This window comes from Paraburkholderia sp. JHI2823 (genome assembly GCF_038900695.1).
Lineage (GTDB): Bacteria > Pseudomonadota > Gammaproteobacteria > Burkholderiales > Burkholderiaceae > Paraburkholderia > Paraburkholderia mimosarum.
The window spans coordinates 1-20,407 of the sequence record NZ_JAYMRY010000007.1 but is presented as its reverse complement, the minus strand read 5'-3'; the positions used below and the strand labels follow the sequence as shown (position 1 = coordinate 20,407).

General features: G+C 65.8%; 18 protein-coding genes. 13 read left to right on the top strand and 5 right to left on the bottom strand.

Features of this window, described 5'->3' with window-relative positions; translation table 11 throughout:
• Window positions 1–8: 8 nt before the first annotated feature.
• The 4 genes from VSR34_RS10280 to potE all read right to left on the bottom strand — a co-directional run bounded on the left by VSR34_RS10280 (window position 9) and on the right by potE (window position 4,250).
• Complete coding sequence (locus tag VSR34_RS10280) at window positions 9–611, bottom strand: hypothetical protein (RefSeq protein WP_342962439.1); 603 nt, start codon at window positions 609–611, stop codon at window positions 9–11.
• Complete coding sequence (locus tag VSR34_RS10275) at window positions 608–1,006, bottom strand: hypothetical protein (RefSeq protein WP_342962438.1); 399 nt, start codon at window positions 1,004–1,006, stop codon at window positions 608–610. Before VSR34_RS10275 ends, VSR34_RS10280 begins: the two co-directional genes overlap by 4 nt.
• 118 nt (window positions 1,007–1,124) lie before the next feature.
• Entirely contained in the window at window positions 1,125–1,964 is an 840-nt protein-coding gene (locus VSR34_RS10270; RefSeq protein ID WP_028230283.1) for a universal stress protein, read from the bottom strand.
• A 36-nt stretch (window positions 1,965–2,000) separates the two neighbouring features.
• Complete coding sequence (gene potE, locus VSR34_RS10265) at window positions 2,001–4,250, bottom strand: putrescine-ornithine antiporter (protein ID WP_342962437.1); 2,250 nt, start codon at window positions 4,248–4,250, stop codon at window positions 2,001–2,003.
• Between the two features lie 352 nt (window positions 4,251–4,602).
• Here potE and VSR34_RS10260 point away from each other — a divergent pair, with 352 nt between their 5' ends.
• The 13 genes from VSR34_RS10260 (at window position 4,603) to VSR34_RS10200 (ending at window position 19,201) form a co-directional block, all read left to right on the top strand.
• Window positions 4,603–5,472 carry an ATP-binding protein gene (locus VSR34_RS10260; RefSeq protein WP_051381321.1) on the top strand — a complete coding sequence of 290 codons (870 nt, stop codon included), beginning with the start codon at window positions 4,603–4,605 and terminating at the stop codon, window positions 5,470–5,472.
• Between the two features lie 21 nt (window positions 5,473–5,493).
• Window positions 5,494–6,915, top strand: coding sequence for a DUF2252 domain-containing protein (locus VSR34_RS10255; RefSeq protein WP_028213013.1), 1,422 nt, complete (start codon window positions 5,494–5,496; stop codon window positions 6,913–6,915).
• A gap of 13 nt (window positions 6,916–6,928) precedes the next feature.
• Window positions 6,929–7,966 (top strand): transporter substrate-binding domain-containing protein, encoded by a 1,038-nt coding sequence (locus VSR34_RS10250; RefSeq protein ID WP_036019657.1) that lies wholly within the window; start codon window positions 6,929–6,931, stop codon window positions 7,964–7,966.
• Window positions 7,967–8,018: 52 nt separating this feature from the next.
• The gene (locus VSR34_RS10245) at window positions 8,019–9,359 is read left to right on the top strand and encodes an SLC13 family permease (protein ID WP_028213015.1); all 1,341 of its coding nucleotides are present in this window, start codon (window positions 8,019–8,021) and stop codon (window positions 9,357–9,359) included.
• A 99-nt stretch (window positions 9,360–9,458) separates the two neighbouring features.
• Window positions 9,459–10,226 (top strand): polyphosphate kinase 2, encoded by a 768-nt coding sequence (gene ppk2 / locus VSR34_RS10240; RefSeq protein ID WP_342962507.1) that lies wholly within the window; start codon window positions 9,459–9,461, stop codon window positions 10,224–10,226.
• Window positions 10,227–10,266: 40 nt separating this feature from the next.
• On the top strand, window positions 10,267–11,145 hold the full coding sequence (locus tag VSR34_RS10235) for a potassium channel family protein (protein ID WP_342962436.1): 879 nt from the start codon (window positions 10,267–10,269) through the stop codon (window positions 11,143–11,145).
• Window positions 11,146–11,242: 97 nt separating this feature from the next.
• Window positions 11,243–13,057: an alpha/beta fold hydrolase gene (locus VSR34_RS10230; RefSeq protein WP_342962435.1), complete on the top strand. Its 1,815-nt coding sequence runs from the start codon at window positions 11,243–11,245 to the stop codon at window positions 13,055–13,057.
• Between the two features lie 67 nt (window positions 13,058–13,124).
• On the top strand, window positions 13,125–14,867 hold the full coding sequence (locus VSR34_RS10225; RefSeq protein ID WP_342962434.1) for an ABC transporter permease subunit: 1,743 nt from the start codon (window positions 13,125–13,127) through the stop codon (window positions 14,865–14,867).
• Between the two features lie 25 nt (window positions 14,868–14,892).
• Window positions 14,893–16,227: a nitrate/sulfonate/bicarbonate ABC transporter ATP-binding protein gene (locus VSR34_RS10220; RefSeq protein ID WP_342962433.1), complete on the top strand. Its 1,335-nt coding sequence runs from the start codon at window positions 14,893–14,895 to the stop codon at window positions 16,225–16,227.
• 127 nt (window positions 16,228–16,354) lie between these two features.
• Complete coding sequence (locus tag VSR34_RS10215; protein ID WP_028230289.1) at window positions 16,355–17,392, top strand: zinc-dependent alcohol dehydrogenase family protein; 1,038 nt, start codon at window positions 16,355–16,357, stop codon at window positions 17,390–17,392.
• Window positions 17,393–17,398: 6 nt separating this feature from the next.
• The gene (locus VSR34_RS10210; RefSeq protein WP_036044358.1) at window positions 17,399–18,331 is read left to right on the top strand and encodes an LOG family protein; all 933 of its coding nucleotides are present in this window, start codon (window positions 17,399–17,401) and stop codon (window positions 18,329–18,331) included.
• Between the two features lie 32 nt (window positions 18,332–18,363).
• Window positions 18,364–18,834 carry a hypothetical protein gene (locus VSR34_RS10205; RefSeq protein WP_342962432.1) on the top strand — a complete coding sequence of 157 codons (471 nt, stop codon included), beginning with the start codon at window positions 18,364–18,366 and terminating at the stop codon, window positions 18,832–18,834.
• Window positions 18,835–18,871: 37 nt separating this feature from the next.
• Complete coding sequence (locus VSR34_RS10200) at window positions 18,872–19,201, top strand: DUF1488 domain-containing protein (protein WP_342962431.1); 330 nt, start codon at window positions 18,872–18,874, stop codon at window positions 19,199–19,201.
• Between the two features lie 59 nt (window positions 19,202–19,260).
• Here VSR34_RS10200 and VSR34_RS10195 read toward each other — a convergent pair whose 3' ends face one another.
• Complete coding sequence (locus VSR34_RS10195; protein WP_342962506.1) at window positions 19,261–19,725, bottom strand: GNAT family N-acetyltransferase; 465 nt, start codon at window positions 19,723–19,725, stop codon at window positions 19,261–19,263.
• Between the last annotated feature and the right edge of the window lie 682 nt (window positions 19,726–20,407).

Sequence of the window (20,407 nt, the reverse complement as noted above, 5' to 3'; positions counted from 1 at the left end):
ACGTTCGATCAGTGCAACGGTTCGCCGTCGCGCAGGATCTGCACGGCGGTCGCCTCGACGTAGTCGACCCGCACGCTGTCGCCAGGATGGAGCCCGTCGAGCAGGCTTTCCGACGACGCCTGCAATACCACCGAGCGCGTCGGGCCGCGCAAGGTGAGCAGGCGCCTGTCCCGATCGACTGCGACGACCGTCGTCACTGCCTCGACCCGGTACAGCGACAGCGAAGAGCGCAAGGACGGTCCGCTTGTGAAGCCTTTGTCGACGCGTTCGCGAATGCCGCTCGAACCGGACTTGTCGGCGCGCAGCAGGAGCGCGCGGCTGAACGTAGCGGAGACGGTGTCGCCCAACCGCAAGTTGCCGACATCGCCGATGCTGCGGTCGACCATCACGTCGTAGGGCTCGCCATTGTCTTCGAGCAGCGTGATGCTGTTGCGGCCGGTGTCGATCGCAATGACGACCGCTTTCGCATGCTTGATGGTTTTGCCCGAGAACGGGGGCGCCGTCCCGGCGCTCGTCGCGGCGTCGCCGCCGGATTGGGCCTGTAGCGGCCAGGCACCCATTGAGAGCACCGCCGCGCCAAGAACGAAGACACATCGCCAGCGACGTTTCATGATGACCTCATCGTCCTGTTCGGGAAGCCGCTCGGGCGGCGTGCGCGAGCGGCAACGGGCCGCGATGGCAACTGGAGGTGTCCGTCGAACACGAGTCGGCCCGGCTCCGTCCTGGCGTGGTCGTGCGAGGCGATCTGCCCTACGAGTCCCACCAGATCGACGGCGCGCATCAGCCGCGCGGCACTCAGGTGTCCCGTTGCAAGCGGCGGCGGATCAGCATCGGCCGGCAGAGCATGGCAGACCTCGATATGGCACACGCTGCCCGATTCATTCAGCGCTATCAGCACGTCGTATCGCCTGCGGCGGCGGCCGCCGCGGTAGCGAAAAAAGAAGGTCGCGGTCTGGTCACGGCTCGCGGCGGTCATGACCTTCGGGACGTTGGGGACGTTTCGCACGATCGGGGCTCCGGTAGGCGCGAGTCACCACGGTTTCGGACTTTTCGCACTTGATGTCATTCGAACGTCGGGGAGCGCCGTAGCACTTGACCTGCATCAATTCATCCGTCGCCGGCGCTCAATGAGACATCAATACCGGCAGCGTCATCGAAGCAATCAGCGCGCGCGTGACCCCGCTCAGGACAATCTCCTGAAGCCGTGCGTGGCCGTAAGCGCCTGCGACGAGCAGGTCGTATTCGCCGTCGGCTGCGAATTTGAGGAGCGCGTCGCCCGTCGACCCGGCCAACGGGCGATCGAAACGGACCACATCCACTGGGGTCGCAGCGTGTCGTTCGAGCATGGCCGCAACGTCCGCGCACGATGCCTCGGTCGGGCCCGGCTTGAACGGCGTGGAGACGGCGGCGACAGTGACACGCGCCGCCCGCGCGATAAAGGGTATCGCGTCGTGAATGGCGCGAGCCGACTCCCGGCTTTCGTTCCAGCCGACCAGTACGCGCTCGCCGACTGCCTCGAAAGGCCCGGTTTCCGGTATCAGGAGAACAGGACCGCCCGCACCGAGCAAAACTGTCTCGAGAAAATTGTCTGCTACATAGGATTCCGGATCTTTTGGTCCGGATTGGCCGAGAATCACCAGGTCCGCGGTTCGGCTGCGCTGCATGACCATTGTGACGGGATAGCCGTCCGGTGCCGTCCACGCGCCAGGCACCTGCGCACGCGTCAGTTCGGCGCGGAACAGTCGTTCGGCGGCAGCACGCTTTTGCGCGAGGAGTTCGCGGTGTGCGGCATAGCGGTCCGTTGCGGCCGTCATGGCGTAAAAGCCCACGGGATGGGGGTCGCACAGGGCGAACACGCCGTCGAGATGGGCGCCGAATTTCCGGGCGAGCTTCAGCGCAAACGAGAGCCGCGTATGGGCGCCTGTGCTCGTGTCGAGATGGACCAGCACGGTCTTGTAGCTCATCGACGATCTCCATGCGCAACTGATTCGATGGCCGAATCAATATTCGGGCAGCGCCGCCCACCGAAAGAACGTGCTCGAATCCGTATCGAGTTTTCCGAACCACTTTTCGTACACGGCCGCGAACTCCGGCGACCCGTACAGGCGGCTGAGCGTGCGGTCTGCCAGCAGGCGCAGGTCGTCGTCTCCTCGCGCCATCCCGATCGCCACGGAAACCCTCGTGAAATGCCGGTCGAGAACGACCAGGTCGGCCGCTGCGGGACTGTCGTGCGCCACGGCCCGCAAGAGCGCACGGTCGGCAAAGAAGACGTTCGACTGGTGGTCGATGACCTTCTGCAAACCCGCCTGCATCGAAGTGACGGGTACGACCGTCGCCGTTATCGCGAACTCGTTGAGCTTGGCGGCGAGCCAGCGCTGCGCCGGCGAATCCGCGATCACCGAAACGGTCTGCTGGGACAGCAGTTGCGCGGGCGACGCGCGCCACACGGGATGAGACGGGTGCTGGCCCGAAAGGATCTCGTGTAGCCCGGCAGGCGCGTCCGTGCGCATCAGTGCTCCGATGCCACCAGGGTAGACAGCAATCGAAAACGACATGGCCTGCCTGTTCGAGAGCGTATCGGGCGCTCCGCACACCAGATCGACGCGCTTTTCGCGCAGTGCAGGCACCTCGCCGCCGTGCCCGAGCGGAACCCATTGAGTCTTGAGCGTGGCGAGCCCCGTTTCGTTCCTGATCTGTTCCGCGATCTTCTGGCACAGCGCGACCGTGTAGCCGGTCACTTGCCCGGCGGCGTCCTTGTAGGCATATGGGCGCGCGTCGGCGAGATAGCCCATGCGGATGGTCCCCGTCTGTTTGACACGCAGCAGCGTCGCGCTCGTCGTTGGCTCCTGTGCGTGCGCAGGACGCGGCATGAATGCCCAAAGCCCCAGCACGGCGATGGCGATCGCCGCGGCGGCCGAACCAGCGGTCGCGCGGGGCGCGGTGGCTTGCGACCCGGTGCGATTGGCCGCGAAGCCGTAAATGGCGTAGCCGATCGCCATGACCAGCATGCCGCCCATGACCGCGTCCTTGCCCGAAGCGTAGATCGCGTAGACCGAGTACGCCAGCGCCACCACCGTCACCGTCGCGTTGAGCCGGTACTTCGCCAACGGCGCGCCCGCGTTGCGCATCATCACAAAGAGCGCCGAGAGCGAAATGATGTACGGAATCACATTGGTGACCACGGCGAGATTGACGAGCGCCGCGAACTGCTCGCTCAAGTTCGGCGAGATCGTGGACAAGGCCATCATCGACTGGACGATGCCCATGATGACCATGCCCGCAATAGGCGCGCCCCAGCGGTTGGCCTTGCCGAACACAGCGGGAAACAGATGGCTATCGGAAGCGTCTTTCGCCGTTTGCGCGAGCGTGAACTGCCAGCCGAGCAGGGAGCCGACGCAGGCCATGGCGGCAAGGGCCATGACGATGGAACCCACGGCAGGGCTGAACATTCTGCTGAACGCGAGACCGAACGGCCCGGTCGATCGGGCGAGATCCGCATTGGGCACGATGCCCTGGATCACGGCCGTGGAGAGAATGTAGATGACCGCCGCGCCGAGGGTGCCGAACATGCAGGCCAACGGAACATCGCGCTTGGGGTTCTCGACGGCCGACGAATTCTGCACCGCCGATTCCATGCCGAGAAACGCCCAAAGCGTGAGCGAGATGCTCGAACCCATGCCCTCGACGAGGCGCAGCCCCTTCGGATTCCAGCCAGCCGCGAAGGTGTCGCCGTGGAACCAGAACCAGCCGGCAACCGAGATGAAGCCGACGGGCAGGATCACCCCCCAGACCGTGACCGAGCCGATGCGGCCTGTTATCTTCGGGCCGCCGAAGTTTGCGAGCGTAGTGAGCCAGAGCAGGCCGATCACCCCAAGGCAGGTCGCAATGGGAGAAGCGGTCAGCACCGGGAAGAAGGCGGCGAGATAGCCGAGCGCCGAGCTTGCAACGGCCACATTGGCAATGGCGATGGAGAGGAAGTAGAGGAAGAAGACCTGGAAGTAGCCGTCCTTGCCATAGGCATCTTCCGCATAGGCGGCCATGCCGCCGGCACGCTGGTTGAGCAGCCCCGCTTCCGCGAAGCCATAGGCGATGGCAAGCGACCCGATCGCCGTAACCAGCCACGACAGCAACGAAATCGCCCCGACTTGCGCCATGTTGGCGGGCAGCATGATGATGCCCGATCCCATCATGTTCACGGTGACGATGAACGTCAGTTGCACGACGTTCATCTTCCTGGGTTGGTCGGTCATGATGATCTCCTGTGCGTGCCTCGCCTGCCGTCGGCTGGCGGCGCGAAGCGACGCCGTCGCATGCGCGGCTACGAACCTCGTCACGGACTGGACGCGTGGAGCCTGTGTGAAGGCTAAGTCCGCCCGCGAAGCGTAGATTGACATAGGTCAACCGGTTAAGGTCGTCTGGCTGACTGCACAGATCATCAGGATGTGCCGTTTCATGAAACGCGCATATAAATCGCTTTCCGGGGAATTGTGATCCAGGTCAATCGTTGAGGGTTTGCCTTCGTTAATGTCTACCGGCGAGAGGCCGCGCGAGCGGACCTGGGTCGGGTTGAAAGGGCAGCCGACGCGAAAGGAAGAGACGGCGATGAAGCTACACCTGGGCGGTCAGGATAACGAAGGGCGAGAAAGGCATCCGGCGTCGTCCGCGCCCGGAACGCTGCGGCTCGCGCGCGCCGCTGAACCGGATACGGCGGGCGCGGCGGACGCCGCCATGGCGGAGCACGAGCCGCGGCGTTCGCATCGGGAGCGGGCGTCGGAACTCGGCGAGATGGCGGCCGCGCTCGCCCACGAGGTCGATCAGCCGCTCACGGCGATTCTGAGCAACGCCCAGGCGGCCCAGCGCTTTCTTGCCCAGGAGCCGCCGGCTCTCGGCGACCTGCGGGAACTGCTCGCCGAGGTCGTCGCCGATAGCGTGCGCGCCCACGCGATCATTCGAAAGATGCGTCAATCGGTGCTGCGGGAACCGCCCGAAAGCAGCTCGATCGATGCGGGCGCACTCGTGCGTGAAGCCGTGCGCCTGCTGCGCCGCGAAACGCGGGCGGTTGGCGCGACCATGAGCGCAAGCGTCGCGCACTCACTGCCGCAACTGCGTGGGGATGCCGTGCACCTGCAGCAGGTCCTCGTCAATCTTCTGTCGAATGCCCTCGATGCCGTCGAGGACTGCGACGAAGCACAGCGCAGCGTGAGTATCGAGGTGACGGCCACGGCGGATCGGGGCAAGGTGTGCATCGCCATTCACGACCAGGGGCCCGGTGTCGACGCCGAGCAGTTCGCCACGCTGTTCAAGCCGTTCGTGACCTCGAAGCCCGATGGACTGGGCCTCGGTCTTTCGATCAGCCGGACCATCGTCACGGCGCACGGCGGCAAGCTCTGGGCCGAGCGCAACGCCGATCGCGGCATGACATTCCATATCGAGCTTCCGGCGCAAAGCGCGGGCGCGAACGGGCAGGGTTGAGGCAGGAGAGGAGCGGACATCATGGACAAAGCTGTTTCGCACAAGGCCGCCCACGCAGCGAATGCGGCGCCGGCCCCATACCGCACGCCCGACGAGCGGGCGACCCAGGGACGACGCATCCGCGACTCGGTGCCTCGTTCATCGCAGGCAGGATGGAAGTTGCCGGATGCGCGCCGCGATGTCGTCGAAGTGCTCGAGGCGTCCAACGCGGACCGTTTGCCGCGCCTGATCCCGATACGCTTCGGGCGCATGGCGGCTTCGCCGTTTGCTTTCTATCGAGGCGCGGCCGCGGTGATGGCCGCCGATCTCGCGACGACACCCACGAGCGGATTGCGCGTGCAGGCGTGCGGTGACGCGCATCTGATGAACTTCGGCGGGTTCGCCACGCCCGAGCGCAACGTCATCTTCGACATCAACGATCTCGACGAGACGCTGCCCGCCCCGTTCGAGTGGGATCTGAAGCGGCTCGCCGCGAGCGTCGTGATTGCGGCGCAGCATCTCGAACTGCCCTACAGCGATACCGTGCGTCTCACGACCGATCTCGCGCGCGAATACCGCGAGCGCATGCACGACTATGCTTACATGCGTGCGCTCGACGTCTGGTACGACCGGATCGATCTGCAGAAGTACCAGGACAGGTCGGGCGATCCGGAGATCGTCGAGGACGCCCGCAAGCGCATCGCGCAGCGCATCGAGGTGGAGCGCCGCAAGACGGTGCCCGATCATCTGTATCCGAAGCTCGTTAGCGAGGAAGGCGCCCGGCCGCGCATCAAGGACGAGCCGCCGCTCATCTTCCATCCCGACGCCGATCTCGCACCCGGGCTCGAATCCGGCTATGCCGAAGCGATCGCATCGTATCGGGAGAGCCTCGCCGAGCATGTGCGCGTGCTCTTCGACCGCTTCCATCTGGTCGATCTCGCGCTCAAGGTCGTGGGCGTGGGCAGCGTCGGCACGGTGTGCGGTGTCGGTCTCTTCATGGCTTCCGACGACGACCCGTTGTTCCTGCAGGTCAAGGAGGCGAGAGCGTCCGTGCTCGAACCGTACGCGGGCAAAAGCCTGCACGCGAATCACGGCCAGCGTGTGATCGCGGGCCAGCGCATCATGCAGGCCGCGAGCGACGTATTTCTGGGCTGGAGCCGCGGGAGCAGCGGGCGCGACTTCTATGTCAGGCAGCTTCGCGACATGAAAATGGCCGTCATGATCGAGGCGCTCGATGCGGGACTGCTCCGCCAATACGCCCGAATGTGCGCGCATGCGCTCGCTCGCGCACATGCGCGTTCGGGCGACGCTGCGATGATTGCCGGATACATGGGCTCGGGCGGAACCTTCGATGACGCCATCACCGAATTCGCTTCGGAATACAGCTCGCAGAACCGGCAGGATTATCGCGAGTTCATCCGGGCGATCCGCGAAGGGCGGATTCAGGCGGTGGCGGAGGATTGAAAGAGGGGAAACGATGCACCGCATCAACCGCAACTGGTTTGCCAGAATCGCTTTCGCAGGCATGCTCCTGCTCGGCGCAGCCGCCGGGGCGCGCGCGGCGGACGGTGCGACCGTCGCCCAGATCAAGGCGCGCGGCGTTTTGCGCTGCGGCGTGGGCGAGAACGTCCCCGGATTCGCGGCGCGCAACGCAGCCGGCGCATGGGCGGGCCTCGACGCCGATTTTTGCCGTGCGGTGGCAGCCGCCGTGCTCGGGAGTCCCGATCATGTCGCCTTCGTGCCGCTACGTCCGACCCAGCGCATCCCCGCGCTGGCCGAAGGCGTCGTCGACATGCTGTCCGCGCACGCGAGCTGGACCCTGGAGCGGGAGAGCGCGCTGGGACTGCAGTTCGCGGGCATCCTGTACTACGACGCGCAGGCCTTGATGGTGCGCGCCTCGGACCCTGTTGCGAGCGCAACCGATCTGAAGGGCGCCAGCGTCTGCGTGCAGGAGGGCACCTCCAGCGCGGGTCACCTGCGGCGGTGGGCGGCCGCGAATCAGCTCGAACTGCAGCCGTTGGTGCTCGCGTCCGCGGCCGATGTCCGCGCCGCGTTCTTCTCCGGACGCTGCCGGGCGTGGACGAGCGACGCGTCGCAACTGGCCGTGGCGCGTTCTAGCGCGCCGGGCGGGGCGCAGGGCTGGACGATCCTGGCGTGGGATATCGCCGAGGAGCCGCTCGGGCCCGCCGTGCGGGAGGGCGACGCAGCATGGCTCGCGCTCGTGCGCTGGGTGCTCGTCGCGCTCGTGAGCGCGGAGCAACTCGGGCTCACGCGCGAGAACCTCTCGCAGCGCGAGCGCGAGGCCGCCGTGCGCACCGCGCTGATGCCGGATACGGAGGTCGATCGCTCGCTGGGCGTCGCGCCGGGGTGGATGCTGCGCGCCGTTGCGGCCGTGGGCAACTATGGGGAGATATTCGAGCGCAACCTGGGCTCGCATAGCCCATTCGACATCGGGCGTGGGCGCAACCGGCTCTGGACGCAGGGCGGCCTGATGTACGCACCGCCCACCCGCTAGCCGGGGCACAGGCGCGCAACACGTTCGCAAACCACCAAGGAGAACGAAACAGATGGGCACGTTGCAAACCACGGTTGTGCTCGTCGTATTTTCCGCGGTGATTCTCGCCATCGCATTCAACGTGATCGACATGGCAGTGGCGGCGCTGACCGGCGTTTGCGTGCTCATCGTCCCCGGTATCCTCGATAGCGGCGATATCGCAAGCGCGTTCGGCACCTCCGCGGGGCCACTGAGCCTGCTGTTCGGCGGCATGATCGTCGCGCGCGTGCTCAGGACCACGGGGCTTTTCGATTTGCTTGGCGACTTTTATCTGCGCGCGACGGCTGGCAGCGGCAAGCGCTTCCTGCTCGTGCTGATGGCCGTGGTGGTGCCGCTCTGCGCGTTCCTGCCGAATGCCACCACGGTGGTCCTGCTGGCGCCGGTCATCATTCGCGTCGCGCGGGCGCTGGATTTCGAGCCCGCCGAGCCGCTCATCCTGACGGCGATCGTGAGCAATTCGGCGGGCCTGCTCACGCTGGTCGGCGACCCGGCGACGTTTCTCGTCGGCAGCGCCATCGGCATGACGTTCGGCGGCTATCTGCAGCGCGTGAGCGCCGCGGGGGTGCTGGCGATCCTCGTGATCATTCCGCTGCTGCCGCGCCTGATGGGCCCGTTGTGGCACGCGCGCCGCACCTTGCCCGAACACCTGGCGCAGACACGGATCGAACGGCCCCTGTATGCCGGCTGCTCGCTCGCCATTCTGGTGGCGATGGTCCTGCTGTTCATCTTCGGCGAGGATCTGCCCACGCGCATCGTGCCCCCGGCGGTCGCGCTAGTTGGGGGCGCGCTCGCGCTGCTGGTGGGCTACGCGGCGCACGTCGAACCCACCGACGACGTGCTGCGCGACATCGACTGGAAAACGCTGATCTTCCTCGCCAGCATCTTCTGCCTCGTTCAGGCCGTCGTGAAGACCGGGCTCCTGCAGATCATGGCGCTGCGCCTGTACGACGTGTTCGGCGCGCAGCTCACGCCGGTGGCGCTCGCATTGATCGCGGGCATCGGCCTGCTTTCGAGCATGCTGGCCAATGTGCCCGTCGCCGCGGCGTCCATCGTCATGATCAAGAGCTATCTCGTGGTCGCGCAGGTGGTGCCGGAAGCGGCGCTCTCGGCGCAGTTCACGCAATGGCCGGCGAACGTGTTGCCGGTCTTCATTGCGATGATGTTCGGCGCGACATTGGGCGGGAATGCTACGCTGATCGGCGCGTCGGCGAATATCGTCGCGGCCGGAGCCAGCGCGCGCGAGGGTGCGCCGATCACGTTCGGCCGTTTCATGCGCTACGGGTTGCCCATCACGCTTTGTCAGCTCGGCGTGGCTGCCTTGTATGTGCTGCTGCTCACCTGGCTGTTGCGTTGATGGCCGGTTCGAAACGTTACCTTTGTCAGAGGAGGGGTCATGAGCGATTCGAAAAAAGTGAAACGTACCGAGAGCCCGCAAAGCGACGAGCGCGCCACGATGGGCAACAAGGAGTACCTGAAAGAACTCGCGCGACTGCACGCGGAACTCGTGGCGCTTCAACAATGGGTGGTGCACACGGGCGCGAAGATCTGCATCGTTTTCGAGGGGCGCGACGGCGCGGGCAAGGGCGGGGCGATCAAGGCGATCACCGAACGTGTCAGCCCGCGCATCTTCCGGGTGATCGCGCTGCCGGCGCCCACCGAGCGGGAGAAGTCCCAGATGTACGTGCAGCGCTATCTGCCGCATCTGCCGGCCGCGGGCGAAGTGGTGATCTTCGACCGCAGCTGGTACAACCGCGCGGGCGTGGAACGGGTCATGGGATTTTGCTCCGAGGAGCAGGTCAAAACGTTCCTGAAGGACGTGCCGCTCGTCGAGAAGGCGATCATCGACTCAGGCGTGATCCTGCTGAAGTATTGGCTCGAAGTGAGCCAGGAGGAGCAGACGCGGCGTCTCGAAGCGCGCATTCATGACGAGCGCAAGGTCTGGAAGCTGTCGCCGATGGATCTGAAATCGTATAGCCGCTGGTACGAGTACTCGAAAGCGCGCGACGACATGTTCGTCGCAACCGACACCGATTTCGCGCCTTGGCACGTCGTGAACTCGAACAACAAGAAGCGCGCGAGGCTCAACATCATCAGCGACATGTTGAGCAGGATCCCCTACAAACGCGTGCCGCGCGCGACAGTGAAGCTGCCCGAACGCGATAAGGCGCGCGGGTATGTCGAGCCGGATTATCCGTTTCGCTTCATCGAGGAGCGGTTCTGACCGGCTCGCTGCGCGTCTTGCATAACGACGGATACGGCAAATGAGTATCAGCTGGCACAAGGCAGGACTCGGCGGCGTCGATTCGCACGATGGCGCAGCGGCGTTGCACGCGTGGTCGCATGCCCGCTGGCTTTTGCTCGCGGGTTGCCTGATCGCGATTCCGGCGTTCTACCTCGAACTGCTTGCGACGTCTGGCGCCATGCTCCTGACCGCGCGCGCACTCTACGGCGGCATGGCGCTGGCGTGCGCGGGCGCGCTCGCGCGCACCGCGTGGTCGTGCCGCAAACCTGCGCGGTATCTGGACCGCAACGCTTTCGATGTGGCGATCGCCTGTGGCGCGCTTGCGAGCGTGATCGGCGGGGCGAATCCCTGGTCCTCGCTCGAATGGGTGCTCAGACTCGCCTTCATGGCGATGATCGCGGTGCGTATCGTCGTTGCCCTGCATGCGTATGTCGAGCCGAACCGCCTCGCGTTGCTGCCGGTCGCGGGCGCGATCGTTCTGCTGCTTGGCGGCGCGGGGTTCTACGCGCTGGAGCCTCGCGTGCACAGCTACGCCGAGGGGCTGTGGCTCGCGTTCGAAAGCAGCGCCACGGTCGGCTATGGCGACATGGCGCCCACGACGCCCGCCTCGCGGGTTTTTGCCGTCTTCGTCGTGCTGCTCGGCTACGGCATGCTTTCGCTGGCCTTTGCCGGCATCGCCACCTGGTTCATCGGCAAGGAAGAGCGGCGGCTCAGACGCGAGATGCATCGGGATATCAAGGCGCTGCATGCGGAAATCGGCTCGCTGCATCGCGACCTCGAAGCGCTGCGCGACGCGCTCGCGCCCCGGCACGGCGGTTCCGGGACAACGCCGCCCGGCAAATCGGCGCCCGCTGATCGCGCACGCATCGTCCAGACGGGCGCTCCTCCGCATGCTTGATTCAGATCAATCGAAGGACCTTGCTGCGAACGCACATTAATGCGGTTGACGCCGCCGGGCCATCCCGCGCACCGACGGCGAACGGAGCGCGCCCATCATGACCGATTCCGCCGTGAGCGATGCTGAACCTTTGCATGCGAGCCGCGCGCTTCGCGCGGCGCGCGCGCGTGCCGTACCGTGCGGGCGGCCCGACGATACGCCCGCCGATCAATGGAACCGGGCGGCCCATGCGACGCTCGCGGCGGCGACATTCGGTCTTTCGCCGCTCGCGCTCGCGCTGGCCGCGCTCGACTGGAGCGGGCACCTCGCGATCTCGCCCGGAAAATGCTTCGATCTCGCGACGCACGGGTGGCTCGCGGCGAGCGCGCTCCCGGGCCCGTCGTCCCGCGTCGCCGACGATGCGGACGAAGCTGGCCTGACGGTCTACGCCGGGCATGCGGATCCCCGTTTCGTGGCCCACGCCTGGTCCAACTGGCCCTTTTGTGTCTACCGCGACGCGTTTCTGGCGGTCCAGCACTGGTGGCGCGAAGCGACGCGCGGCGTGCCGGGCGTCGAGCGGCACCACGAGGAACTGGTTGGATTCGCGGCGCGCCAGTGGCTCGACGCCTGCTCGCCCGGCAACTTCATCGCCACCAATCCGGAGGTGCTGGAGGCGACGTTGCGCAGCGGCGGCGCCAATCTCGTTCATGGCCTGCGCAACTGGCTCGACGATGCGAACGCCCTGGGCGACACCGTGCGGGGCACCCGTGCGCGCATGGCGCAGCCCTGGCTTCCTGGGCGCGACGTCGCGGTGACACCGGGCCGCGTCGTCTGGCGCAACGCGCTGTGCGAACTGCTGCAGTACACACCGATGACGCCTGTTGTCGAGCGCGAACCGATCCTGATCGTGCCGTCGTGGATCATGAAGTACTACATCCTCGACCTGCAGCCGCGCGACTCGCTGATCCGCTTTCTGGTCGAACAGGGCTACACGGTGTTCGCGATATCGTGGCGCAACCCCGGCGCCGAAGCGCGCGATCTCGGCCTCGACGACTACCTGCGCGACGGCTTCCTTGCCGCGCTCGAAGCGGTTCGTGCGCGGTGCGGCGAGCCAGTCCACGCGACCGGCTACTGCCTCGGCGGAACGCTGCTCGCAATCGCCGCAGCGGCGCTGGCACGAGACGGGCGCCACGACGTGCTGCGCTCCGTCACGTTGCTCGCTGCGCTCACCGATTTCAGCGAACCCGGCGAACTGGGTTTGTTCATCGACGCAAGCGAACTCGCCGCGCTCGATGCGCTGATGTGGCGCCAGGGCTACCTGGACGGCGCGCAGATGTCGGCGGCGTTCCAGTTGCTCAACGCGCGCGACCTGATCTGGTCCCGCATGATGAGCGAGTATCTGCTCGGCCGGCGCACGAAGCCGAACGACCTGATGTCGTGGAACGCCGACACGACGCGCATGCCATACCGCATGCACACCGAGTATCTGACACAGCTCTTTCTCGACAACGATCTCGCGGCGGGCCGCTATTGCGTGGACGGGCGGCCCGTCGCGCTCTCCGACATCGAGGCGCCGATGTTCGTCGTCGGGACCGAGCGCGATCACGTTTCGCCGTGGCGCTCGGTCTACAAGCTGCATCTGCTCACGCACAACGCGCTCACGTTCGTGCTCACGGCGGGCGGGCACAACGCCGGCATCGTCTCCGAGCCCGGCCACGCGGGGCGCTACTTTCGATGCGCGACGCGCGAGCCCGACGCGCCCTACCGCAGCCGCCACGAGTACGTGAGCGAGACGCCTGCGATCGATGGCTCGTGGTGGATCTGCTGGTGCGAGTGGCTGCGCGAGCGCTCGACGGGCGAGGTGAGCGCGCGCACGCCGGAGCCCGGGCTCGGGCTCGGGCCGGCGCCTGGCGAATACGTGCTCGAAACATGAGCGCGCGCGACGTGTCACGGCTCGCGCGAATCGAAGTCGAGCGCCGCCGGGTGAGCAGGGGAGCGTCGTGGAACACCATGCCGAAGTATTGAGAGGGCTGCGGTGGTATCCGCGAATGCCTGGGTGGCGCGACGTGGCGGCCGTCGTCCTGGTAGCGGGCACGATCGTCCTGCTGGGCGAGGGCGCGCGCCAGATGACGGGCCCGCTGGCGGGCGGCCACGGTCCGGCCATCTCGCTCTCGCCCGCGGCGCTGCCCGGCTACACGCTGCGCACCGTGCTGCGCATGCTGATCGCGCTCGCCGCCTCGTTCGTCTTCACCTTCACCTATGCGACGCTCGCGGCGAGAAGCCGCCGGGCGGAGCGCATCCTGATTCCGCTGCTCGACGTGCTGCAGTCGGTGCCGATACTGGGCTACCTGTCGTTCACGGTGGTGTTCTTCATGTCGCTCTTCCCGGGCAACGTGCTCGGCGCCGAACTGGCCTCGATCTTCGCGATCTTCACGAGCCAGGCGTGGAACATGGCGTTCAGCTTCTACCAGGCACTGCGCACCGTGCCTTCGGATCTGGACGAGGCGAGCCGCAGTTTTCGGCTCTCGGGCTGGCAGCGTTTCTGGCGGCTCGAAGTGCCGTTCGCGATGCCGGGGCTCATCTGGAACGCGATGATGTCGATGTCGGGAGGGTGGTTTTTCGTGGTGGCCTCGGAGGCCATCTCGGTGGGCAACGTGCAGGTGGCGCTGCCCGGCGTGGGGTCGTGGGTGGCGCTGGCGATCATGCGGCGCGATCTCGCGGCAGTGGGCTGGGCGATCCTCGCCATGAGCCTCGCAATCGTGCTGTACGACCAGCTGCTGTTTCGTCCGCTGGTGGCATGGGCCGACCGGTTTCGCTATGGCGATGTCGCGGCTCAGGCCATCGCGCGCAGCTGGCTGCTGGACCTCCTTCATCGTTCGCCGTGGATTCAGTACGCGTGCCGTCCGGCCGGTACGGCGCTGCAACGCGCCGCACGTCTGCGTTTGTCGCCCGGCGCGCATTGGCACGGTTTCGAATGGGCAAGCCACCCATTCTCGCGTCGCGCGGGCGACGCGCTGTGGTTCGCGTTGTGCGCAGCAAGCGTCGGCGCCGCGGCCGTGGCCGTGCTGCGCTTCGCCGCGCCGGCCCTCGCCTGGGCCGACGTGGCCGAGGCGGCGCGCAACGGCTTGCTCACCTTGCTGCGGGTCGCGGTGCTGATCGCGCTCGCCTCCGTGGTCTGGGTGCCGGTCGGCGTGGCGGTGGGCCTGCGTCCGCGGCTGGCCGCCTGGGTTCAGCCCGCCGCGCAATTCCTGGCGGCCTTTCCCGCCAATCTGCTGTTTCCCGTCGTCGCGTTCTGCATCGTGCGCTTCGGGCTCGCTCCGGCGATCTGGCTGAGCCCGCTGATGATCCTCGGCACCCAGTGGTACATCCTCTTCAACGTGATAGCCGGCGCCACGGCGTTGCCTACCGATCTGCGCGAGGCAGCCACGAGCCTGCGGCTGGGGCGGCGTGCGCGCTGGCTGCAGGTGCTGCTGCCCGGCATCTTCCCGTATTACGTGACGGGCGCGATCACGGCGAGCGGCGGCGCCTGGAACGCGAGCATCGTTGCCGAAACCGTCAGTTGGGGCACGACCACGCTGAGCGCCGGCGGCCTAGGCGCGTATATCGCGCAGATGACGGCACGGGGAGACTACCCGCACATCGCCCTCGGCATTGCCGTCATGTCGCTCATGGTCGTGGCCGCCAACCGGTTGATATGGCGGCCCCTCTACGTATTCGCGGAACGCCGCACGCGGCTCGCCTGAACCTGTCGTCATGGAAGCCACCTCAATGTCAGTTCCCGACAGCCCCCCGATGACACTCGACCGCGCGCCCGAAGCTGGCGTCGCTGCGCCGGTGCTGGAACTCGAACGCGTAGGCATGTCGTTCACCCGTCCGTCTGGCGAACCGTTGCCGGTCCTCGTCGACATCGACGTGACGCTGCGCGAGGGCGAAATCCTCGGCCTGCTCGGGCGCTCGGGGTCGGGCAAGTCTACGCTCCTGCGCGTGGCCGCCGGCCTCGCGCGCCCCGCGGCGGGCCGGGTGCGGTACCGGAGCGCGCCGCTTGCAGGCCCCGCCGAGGGCATCGCCGTGGTGTTCCAGACGTTTGCGCTGTACCCGTGGCTCACGGTGCTCGCCAACGTCGAGCTGGGACTCGATGCCTCGGGGCTCGAACCCGGCGTGGTGCGCGAGCGCGCGATGGCCGCGATCGAGATGATCGGGCTCGAAGGCTTCGAATCCGCGTTTCCTCGCGAACTCTCCGGCGGCATGCGCCAGCGCGTGGGCTTTGCGCGGGCGCTCGTGAGCGAGCCGAAACTGCTGCTCATGGACGAGCCGTTTTCGGCGCTCGACGTGCTGACCGCCGAAACGCTGCGCAGCGACTTTCTCGACCTCTGGACGCAGCGGCAAACGCCGATCGAGGCGGTGCTCATGGTCACGCACAACATCGAGGAAGCGGTGCTGATGTGCGACCGCATCCACGTGCTGGGCGGCCATCCTGGACATATCGTGGCGACGCTGAACGTGCCGCTGCCGCGCCCGCGCAACCGGCTCGATCCGGCGTTTCGCGCGATCGTCGACACGCTGTACGGCATCCTGACCGCGCGCCTCGCCGAATCCGGCAACGGCTCCGGCACGGTACGCGGTGCGTTTGCCCTGCGCCTGCCCGCCGTATCGAGCCATCGCCTCGTGGGCTTCATCGACGCGCTCGCGGCGGCCGCACACGAGGGCCACGCAGAACTGGCGCAGATGGCCGCCGCGCTGATGCTCAAACCCGACGAGCTCTTTCCCGTGGCCGCCGCACTGCATCTGCTGGCGTTCGCGGAGTTGCAGGAGCGCACGATCAAGCTCACGGCGGCCGGTCGCATGTTCGTGCACGCCGGAGACAGCGAACGCAAGCAGCTCTTTCGCGAACACGTGGTGCAGTTCGTGCCGCTCATCGCGCACATCCGCGAGGTCCTGGACGAACGGGAAGGGCACCGAGCGCCGCGTGCGCGCTTCGAGCTCGAACTGGAGGACCACCTGCATCGCGCCGACGCCGAAACGACGCTGCGGACCGCGATCGACTGGGGCCGGTACGCCGGGTTGTTCACTTACGACGACCACACGCGCACATTTGGCGATTGATTCCCCCAGCCTGGCAAGCGATTGATCGATGTCAAATGTGCGGCCCGACCACCGCGCATGATGAGCGAAGCGTTGCACCGTCACGGCCGCGCCCCCAGGCGCGGCTCCGAACATTCCTGGAGGGAACATGAAAGCACTGGTCTACAACGGCCCGGGCAAGTTCGCCGTCGAAACGCGGCCGATGCCCACCTTGCAGGGCCCCGGCGACGCGATCGTCAAGATCTCCAAAACGACGATCTGCGGCACCGATCTCCACATTCTCAAGGGCGACGTGCCGAGTTGCGAGCCGGGCCGCATCCTCGGCCACGAAGGCGTAGGCGTGGTTCATGAAGTCGGCAGCGGCGTGTCGACGCTGAAGGCCGGCGATCACGTGCTCGTCTCATGCATTTCGAGCTGCGGGCAGTGCGAATACTGCCGGCGCGGCATGTACTCGCACTGCAAGACGGGCGGCTGGATTCTCGGCAACCGCATCGACGGCACCCAGGCCGAGTACGTGCGCACGCCGCACGCGCAGACGAGCCTCTACCGGATTCCCGCCGGCCTCGACGAAGCGGCGCTCGTGATGCTCTCGGACATCCTGCCAACGGGCTTCGAATGCGGCGTGCTCAACGGCAAGGTCGAGCCGGGCAGCACGGTCGCCATCGTCGGCTCGGGCCCGATCGGGCTGGCCGCGCTCCTGACTGCGCAGTTCTATTCGCCTGCGCAGATCATCATGATCGACATGGACGCGAACCGTCTGGAATGCGCGAAGCGATTCGGCGCGACCGCGTGCGTCGACCCGCGCGCGAGCGACGCCGTCGAAGCCGTGATGAAGCTTACCGACGGCGTGGGCGTGGACTGCGCCATCGAAGCGGTCGGCGTGCCCGCGACGTTCGAGCTTTGCGAGCGACTGGTCGCGCCTGGCGGTGTGATTGCGAACGTCGGCGTGCATGGCGTGCCGGCTTCGCTGTTCCTCGACAAGCTCTGGGACCGCAACGTGACGATCACGACGCGTCTCGTCGACACGGTCAGCACGCCCATGCTGCTCAAGACCGTGTGCTCGGGGCGCATCGACCCGAGCCGCCTGATCACGCATCGTTTCGCGTTCGAAGACGTGCTCAAGGCCTACGAGACGTTTTCGCACGCGGCGAGCACGCAGGCGCTGAAAGTCATCATCGAGATGTGAGGCGCCATGGGCAACCGGGGTCTTTCCACCGTCGTGCGCCTTGACCGTTCCGAGGCGCGCGTGGCGCGTCAGGGGCCACGCGAACGGCAGCGGGCAGGCGAGGATGCGGTGCGGCTGGCGCCGCGCGTGCGCCAGCTGATCGAGAGCCAGAGCTACGTCCAGGCCGACGAGGACGCCGAGTTTTTGCGGCGACCGGAGATGTGCGGCGTGCGGCTGCAACTCGACTACTGGAAAACCGAAGAACGCCTGCAGCGATCCGGCATTGCCCATACCGTGGTCGTTTATGGAAGCACGCGCGTCACGAGCCCGGCGCGAGCGCGCAAGCGGCTCGCCGCCGCGCGGCGCCTCGCCCTGGCCGATGCAGGCGCCGATCCGCAGCGCGAACTGCGCGTGGCGCAAGCGCTACTGCGCCGCAGCGTCTACTACGACGTCGCGCGCGAACTCGGCTCGCTGATCGGCCGCGCGCCGGGCACGAGCAAGCTTCCGAAGCTCACGGTCGTGACGGGCGGCGGCCCCGGCATCATGGAAGCTGCCAACCGTGGAGCGTTCGATGTAGAAGCGCCCACGGTGGGGATGAACATCAGCTTGCCACGCGAACAGTTTCCCAATGCGTATCTGACGCCGGAACTGTGTTTTCGCTTTCATTACTTCGCCATTCGCAAGCTCCATTTGCTGGAGCGCGCGAAGGCGGCCGTGTTTTTTCCCGGCGGTTACGGAACCTGCGACGAACTGTTCGAAGTCCTGACGCTTTTGCAGACGGGCAAGATCGCACCGATCCCTGTGCTGCTCGCCGGCGAGACGTGGTGGCGCAGTGTGATCGACTTCGACGCCATGGCCGAGGCCGGCATGATCGACCCGGACGATCTCGCGCTCTTTCGCTACTGCGAATCGGCCGGGGAAATCTGGAGCGCAATTCGCAACTGGTATGGAGAGGACTGACCCATCAGGCAGTCCGCCGCAAGGAGAGAGAGATGAACTGGCTCGCTGATTACTTTGCTCAACGCACGCCCTTGTTGTGCCTTTCGCTCGCGGCGTGGCCGCCGCTGCGGCTCGGGCCCGAAGGTCCGGTGCCGCAGTCGCCGCGCTGCCTGCCCTATCCGGGAGCGACAATGGTCTTCCGGCCGGCCGCGCAGATTTCCCACGGCGAGCAGAGCATCGAGTTGCCTGCGTGCTACGAGATGCGCGCGCCCACGCCGACACAAGCCGCCGAATGGGCGCGCAATGCGGAGGGCGCAGCCTTCTTCGAGTCGGTGAAGATTGTCGCGCCGTCGAGCTACAACCCCGACTTCCTCGTCACGATCAACGATTCGCTCTCGTTCGTGCCGGTGTTTTCGGCCGATGGCGCGCCCGGCTTTTTCGGCAGCTGTATCGCGCGCGGCGCCGCGGCGGTTGACTCGCAGATGGCGCTGCCCTGGTCCTTCCAGGGCTACATCACGATCTAGCTCGCTCACCCACGCTCATGCCAGGGGGCTCATCAGCATGAACATCATCTTTCCCGACCGGCCGCCGCAGTATGACGCCAACCGCCTCACGCTGACCTTTCCCGCCACGGCAGGCGACCTGAGTGTCGAATGCGCCATCACGGCCGAGGCGCTCGAAGATCATTTCGGCGCGGCCTCGCTGCGCGAAGCGGATCTACGCGGCGCCTTTCTGGCGCATAGGCCCGCAATCGAAAGGGCGGCTGCCCGCCTGATCGAGGCGACGCGGTACGAGGCGATTACGCTTCATAGCGGATTTTTCCGCATGTATAGCGATTCCGATGAGGCTGCGCGGCCAGACGCGGCTCCGGGCGGTGATTCACCTGGTTAGTTCGGGCTGCCCTCGAGAAAGGCATTTTTTCGTACGCTAACAAGGTTTGTTGCTGCTGCTTAATGAGTGCTCTGGGTGGGCGTGTCGTTCCGGACGCCGAGGTCATGGCACCGAATGCGGTACAAAACAGCCCGATATTTTGGTGTCGGGCGGCTCCCCGCCACGACACCACCAAGTGATTCGGCGATGCGACGACTGGGATAGTTATCCTCAGCGACTGGATAGATGAAGCTCGCACGATCGAAATTCGCACTTGCCCATACGTAAAGGCAGGTTACAGCCTCTCGTCCGAATCCGTTTCCGTGGCACTCCTCACGAATCCATATCCCGATTTCTGGCGCCGATGTTTGCAAGTGGTGCAGCCCCACCAGCCCCAGGAAGCGGCTGGTGTGCTTCTCTCTCACCGTAAAGACCAGTTCTGTGTTGTCGGCGTATGACTTTATCCACGCTCGCCAGACTGTGGCGAATTCGTCTGGGCTTGCCGGCGGCTCCCACGCCATGTAACGCGTAAGCGAAGGCGTGATGCATTGATACGCGTCATCGGCATCGGCCGGAAAAAGGGCTGTAAAAACAATCGCAGGGATTCAATCACGTTACTCATTGTTCACACACCGTTAGTCGGGCGGTAGATGATTTTCGGGAATGATGTCGCGACGTCGAAGGTCTCAACCGGCGACGATATTTTCAGTTGGTTGCTACCTATCGTGATGTCAGGAAATTCCCAGAACGGATTTCAGGCCCACATTTTTTTGTGAAAGTGACGTAGCGGCAAGGAGAGGGCATTGTCCAGGCCTGACCGCGCAGGAACCGGGGGCATGCCAGGTCATGAAAATCGCAACCCCATGCGACTTGTGCCGGGATGGGCACGAGCCACGGCGCGGGCGATGATTTGACTGCTTTCAACACTGCCGGACTTCCCCACGTGCGGGCCGCTCGCGCTCACGGTGCGCCACTGCCTTACCGCGTATTTCAATCTCAAAAAATACAATAACTCAGATATTGACGATATTTGACAGAAAAGTTGGAAATTGGCACAAGGCCAGAATGAAGTGATTGACGGATTATGGGTGCAGCCCTAGCAGGTTGCGGAAATACCCCTCGACGGGCAGCGGCCTTCCACGATTTACGCGCCCACTGCCGCTAAATCTTTCGCATTGTGCAATTTCAACGCGAATCAACCTTTTTAAAGCGCTGTGAGGCCGACTT

What these genes read in the sequence shown, in the direction of transcription:
- VSR34_RS10280 (WP_342962439.1), bottom strand. Translation starts at nt 611, where the DNA reads ATGAAACGTCGCTGGCGATGTGTCTTCGTTCTTGGCGCGGCGGTGCTC.
- VSR34_RS10270 (WP_028230283.1), bottom strand. Translation starts at nt 1,964, where the DNA reads ATGAGCTACAAGACCGTGCTGGTCCATCTCGACACGAGCACAGGCGCC.
- potE (WP_342962437.1), bottom strand. Translation starts at nt 4,250, where the DNA reads ATGACCGACCAACCCAGGAAGATGAACGTCGTGCAACTGACGTTCATC.
- VSR34_RS10260 (WP_051381321.1), top strand. Translation starts at nt 4,603, where the DNA reads ATGAAGCTACACCTGGGCGGTCAGGATAACGAAGGGCGAGAAAGGCAT.
- VSR34_RS10255 (WP_028213013.1), top strand. Translation starts at nt 5,494, where the DNA reads ATGGACAAAGCTGTTTCGCACAAGGCCGCCCACGCAGCGAATGCGGCG.
- VSR34_RS10250 (WP_036019657.1), top strand. Translation starts at nt 6,929, where the DNA reads ATGCACCGCATCAACCGCAACTGGTTTGCCAGAATCGCTTTCGCAGGC.
- VSR34_RS10245 (WP_028213015.1), top strand. Translation starts at nt 8,019, where the DNA reads ATGGGCACGTTGCAAACCACGGTTGTGCTCGTCGTATTTTCCGCGGTG.
- ppk2 (WP_342962507.1), top strand. Translation starts at nt 9,459, where the DNA reads ATGGGCAACAAGGAGTACCTGAAAGAACTCGCGCGACTGCACGCGGAA.
- VSR34_RS10235 (WP_342962436.1), top strand. Translation starts at nt 10,267, where the DNA reads ATGAGTATCAGCTGGCACAAGGCAGGACTCGGCGGCGTCGATTCGCAC.
- VSR34_RS10230 (WP_342962435.1), top strand. Translation starts at nt 11,243, where the DNA reads ATGACCGATTCCGCCGTGAGCGATGCTGAACCTTTGCATGCGAGCCGC.
- VSR34_RS10220 (WP_342962433.1), top strand. Translation starts at nt 14,893, where the DNA reads ATGTCAGTTCCCGACAGCCCCCCGATGACACTCGACCGCGCGCCCGAA.
- VSR34_RS10215 (WP_028230289.1), top strand. Translation starts at nt 16,355, where the DNA reads ATGAAAGCACTGGTCTACAACGGCCCGGGCAAGTTCGCCGTCGAAACG.
- VSR34_RS10210 (WP_036044358.1), top strand. Translation starts at nt 17,399, where the DNA reads ATGGGCAACCGGGGTCTTTCCACCGTCGTGCGCCTTGACCGTTCCGAG.
- VSR34_RS10205 (WP_342962432.1), top strand. Translation starts at nt 18,364, where the DNA reads ATGAACTGGCTCGCTGATTACTTTGCTCAACGCACGCCCTTGTTGTGC.
- VSR34_RS10200 (WP_342962431.1), top strand. Translation starts at nt 18,872, where the DNA reads ATGAACATCATCTTTCCCGACCGGCCGCCGCAGTATGACGCCAACCGC.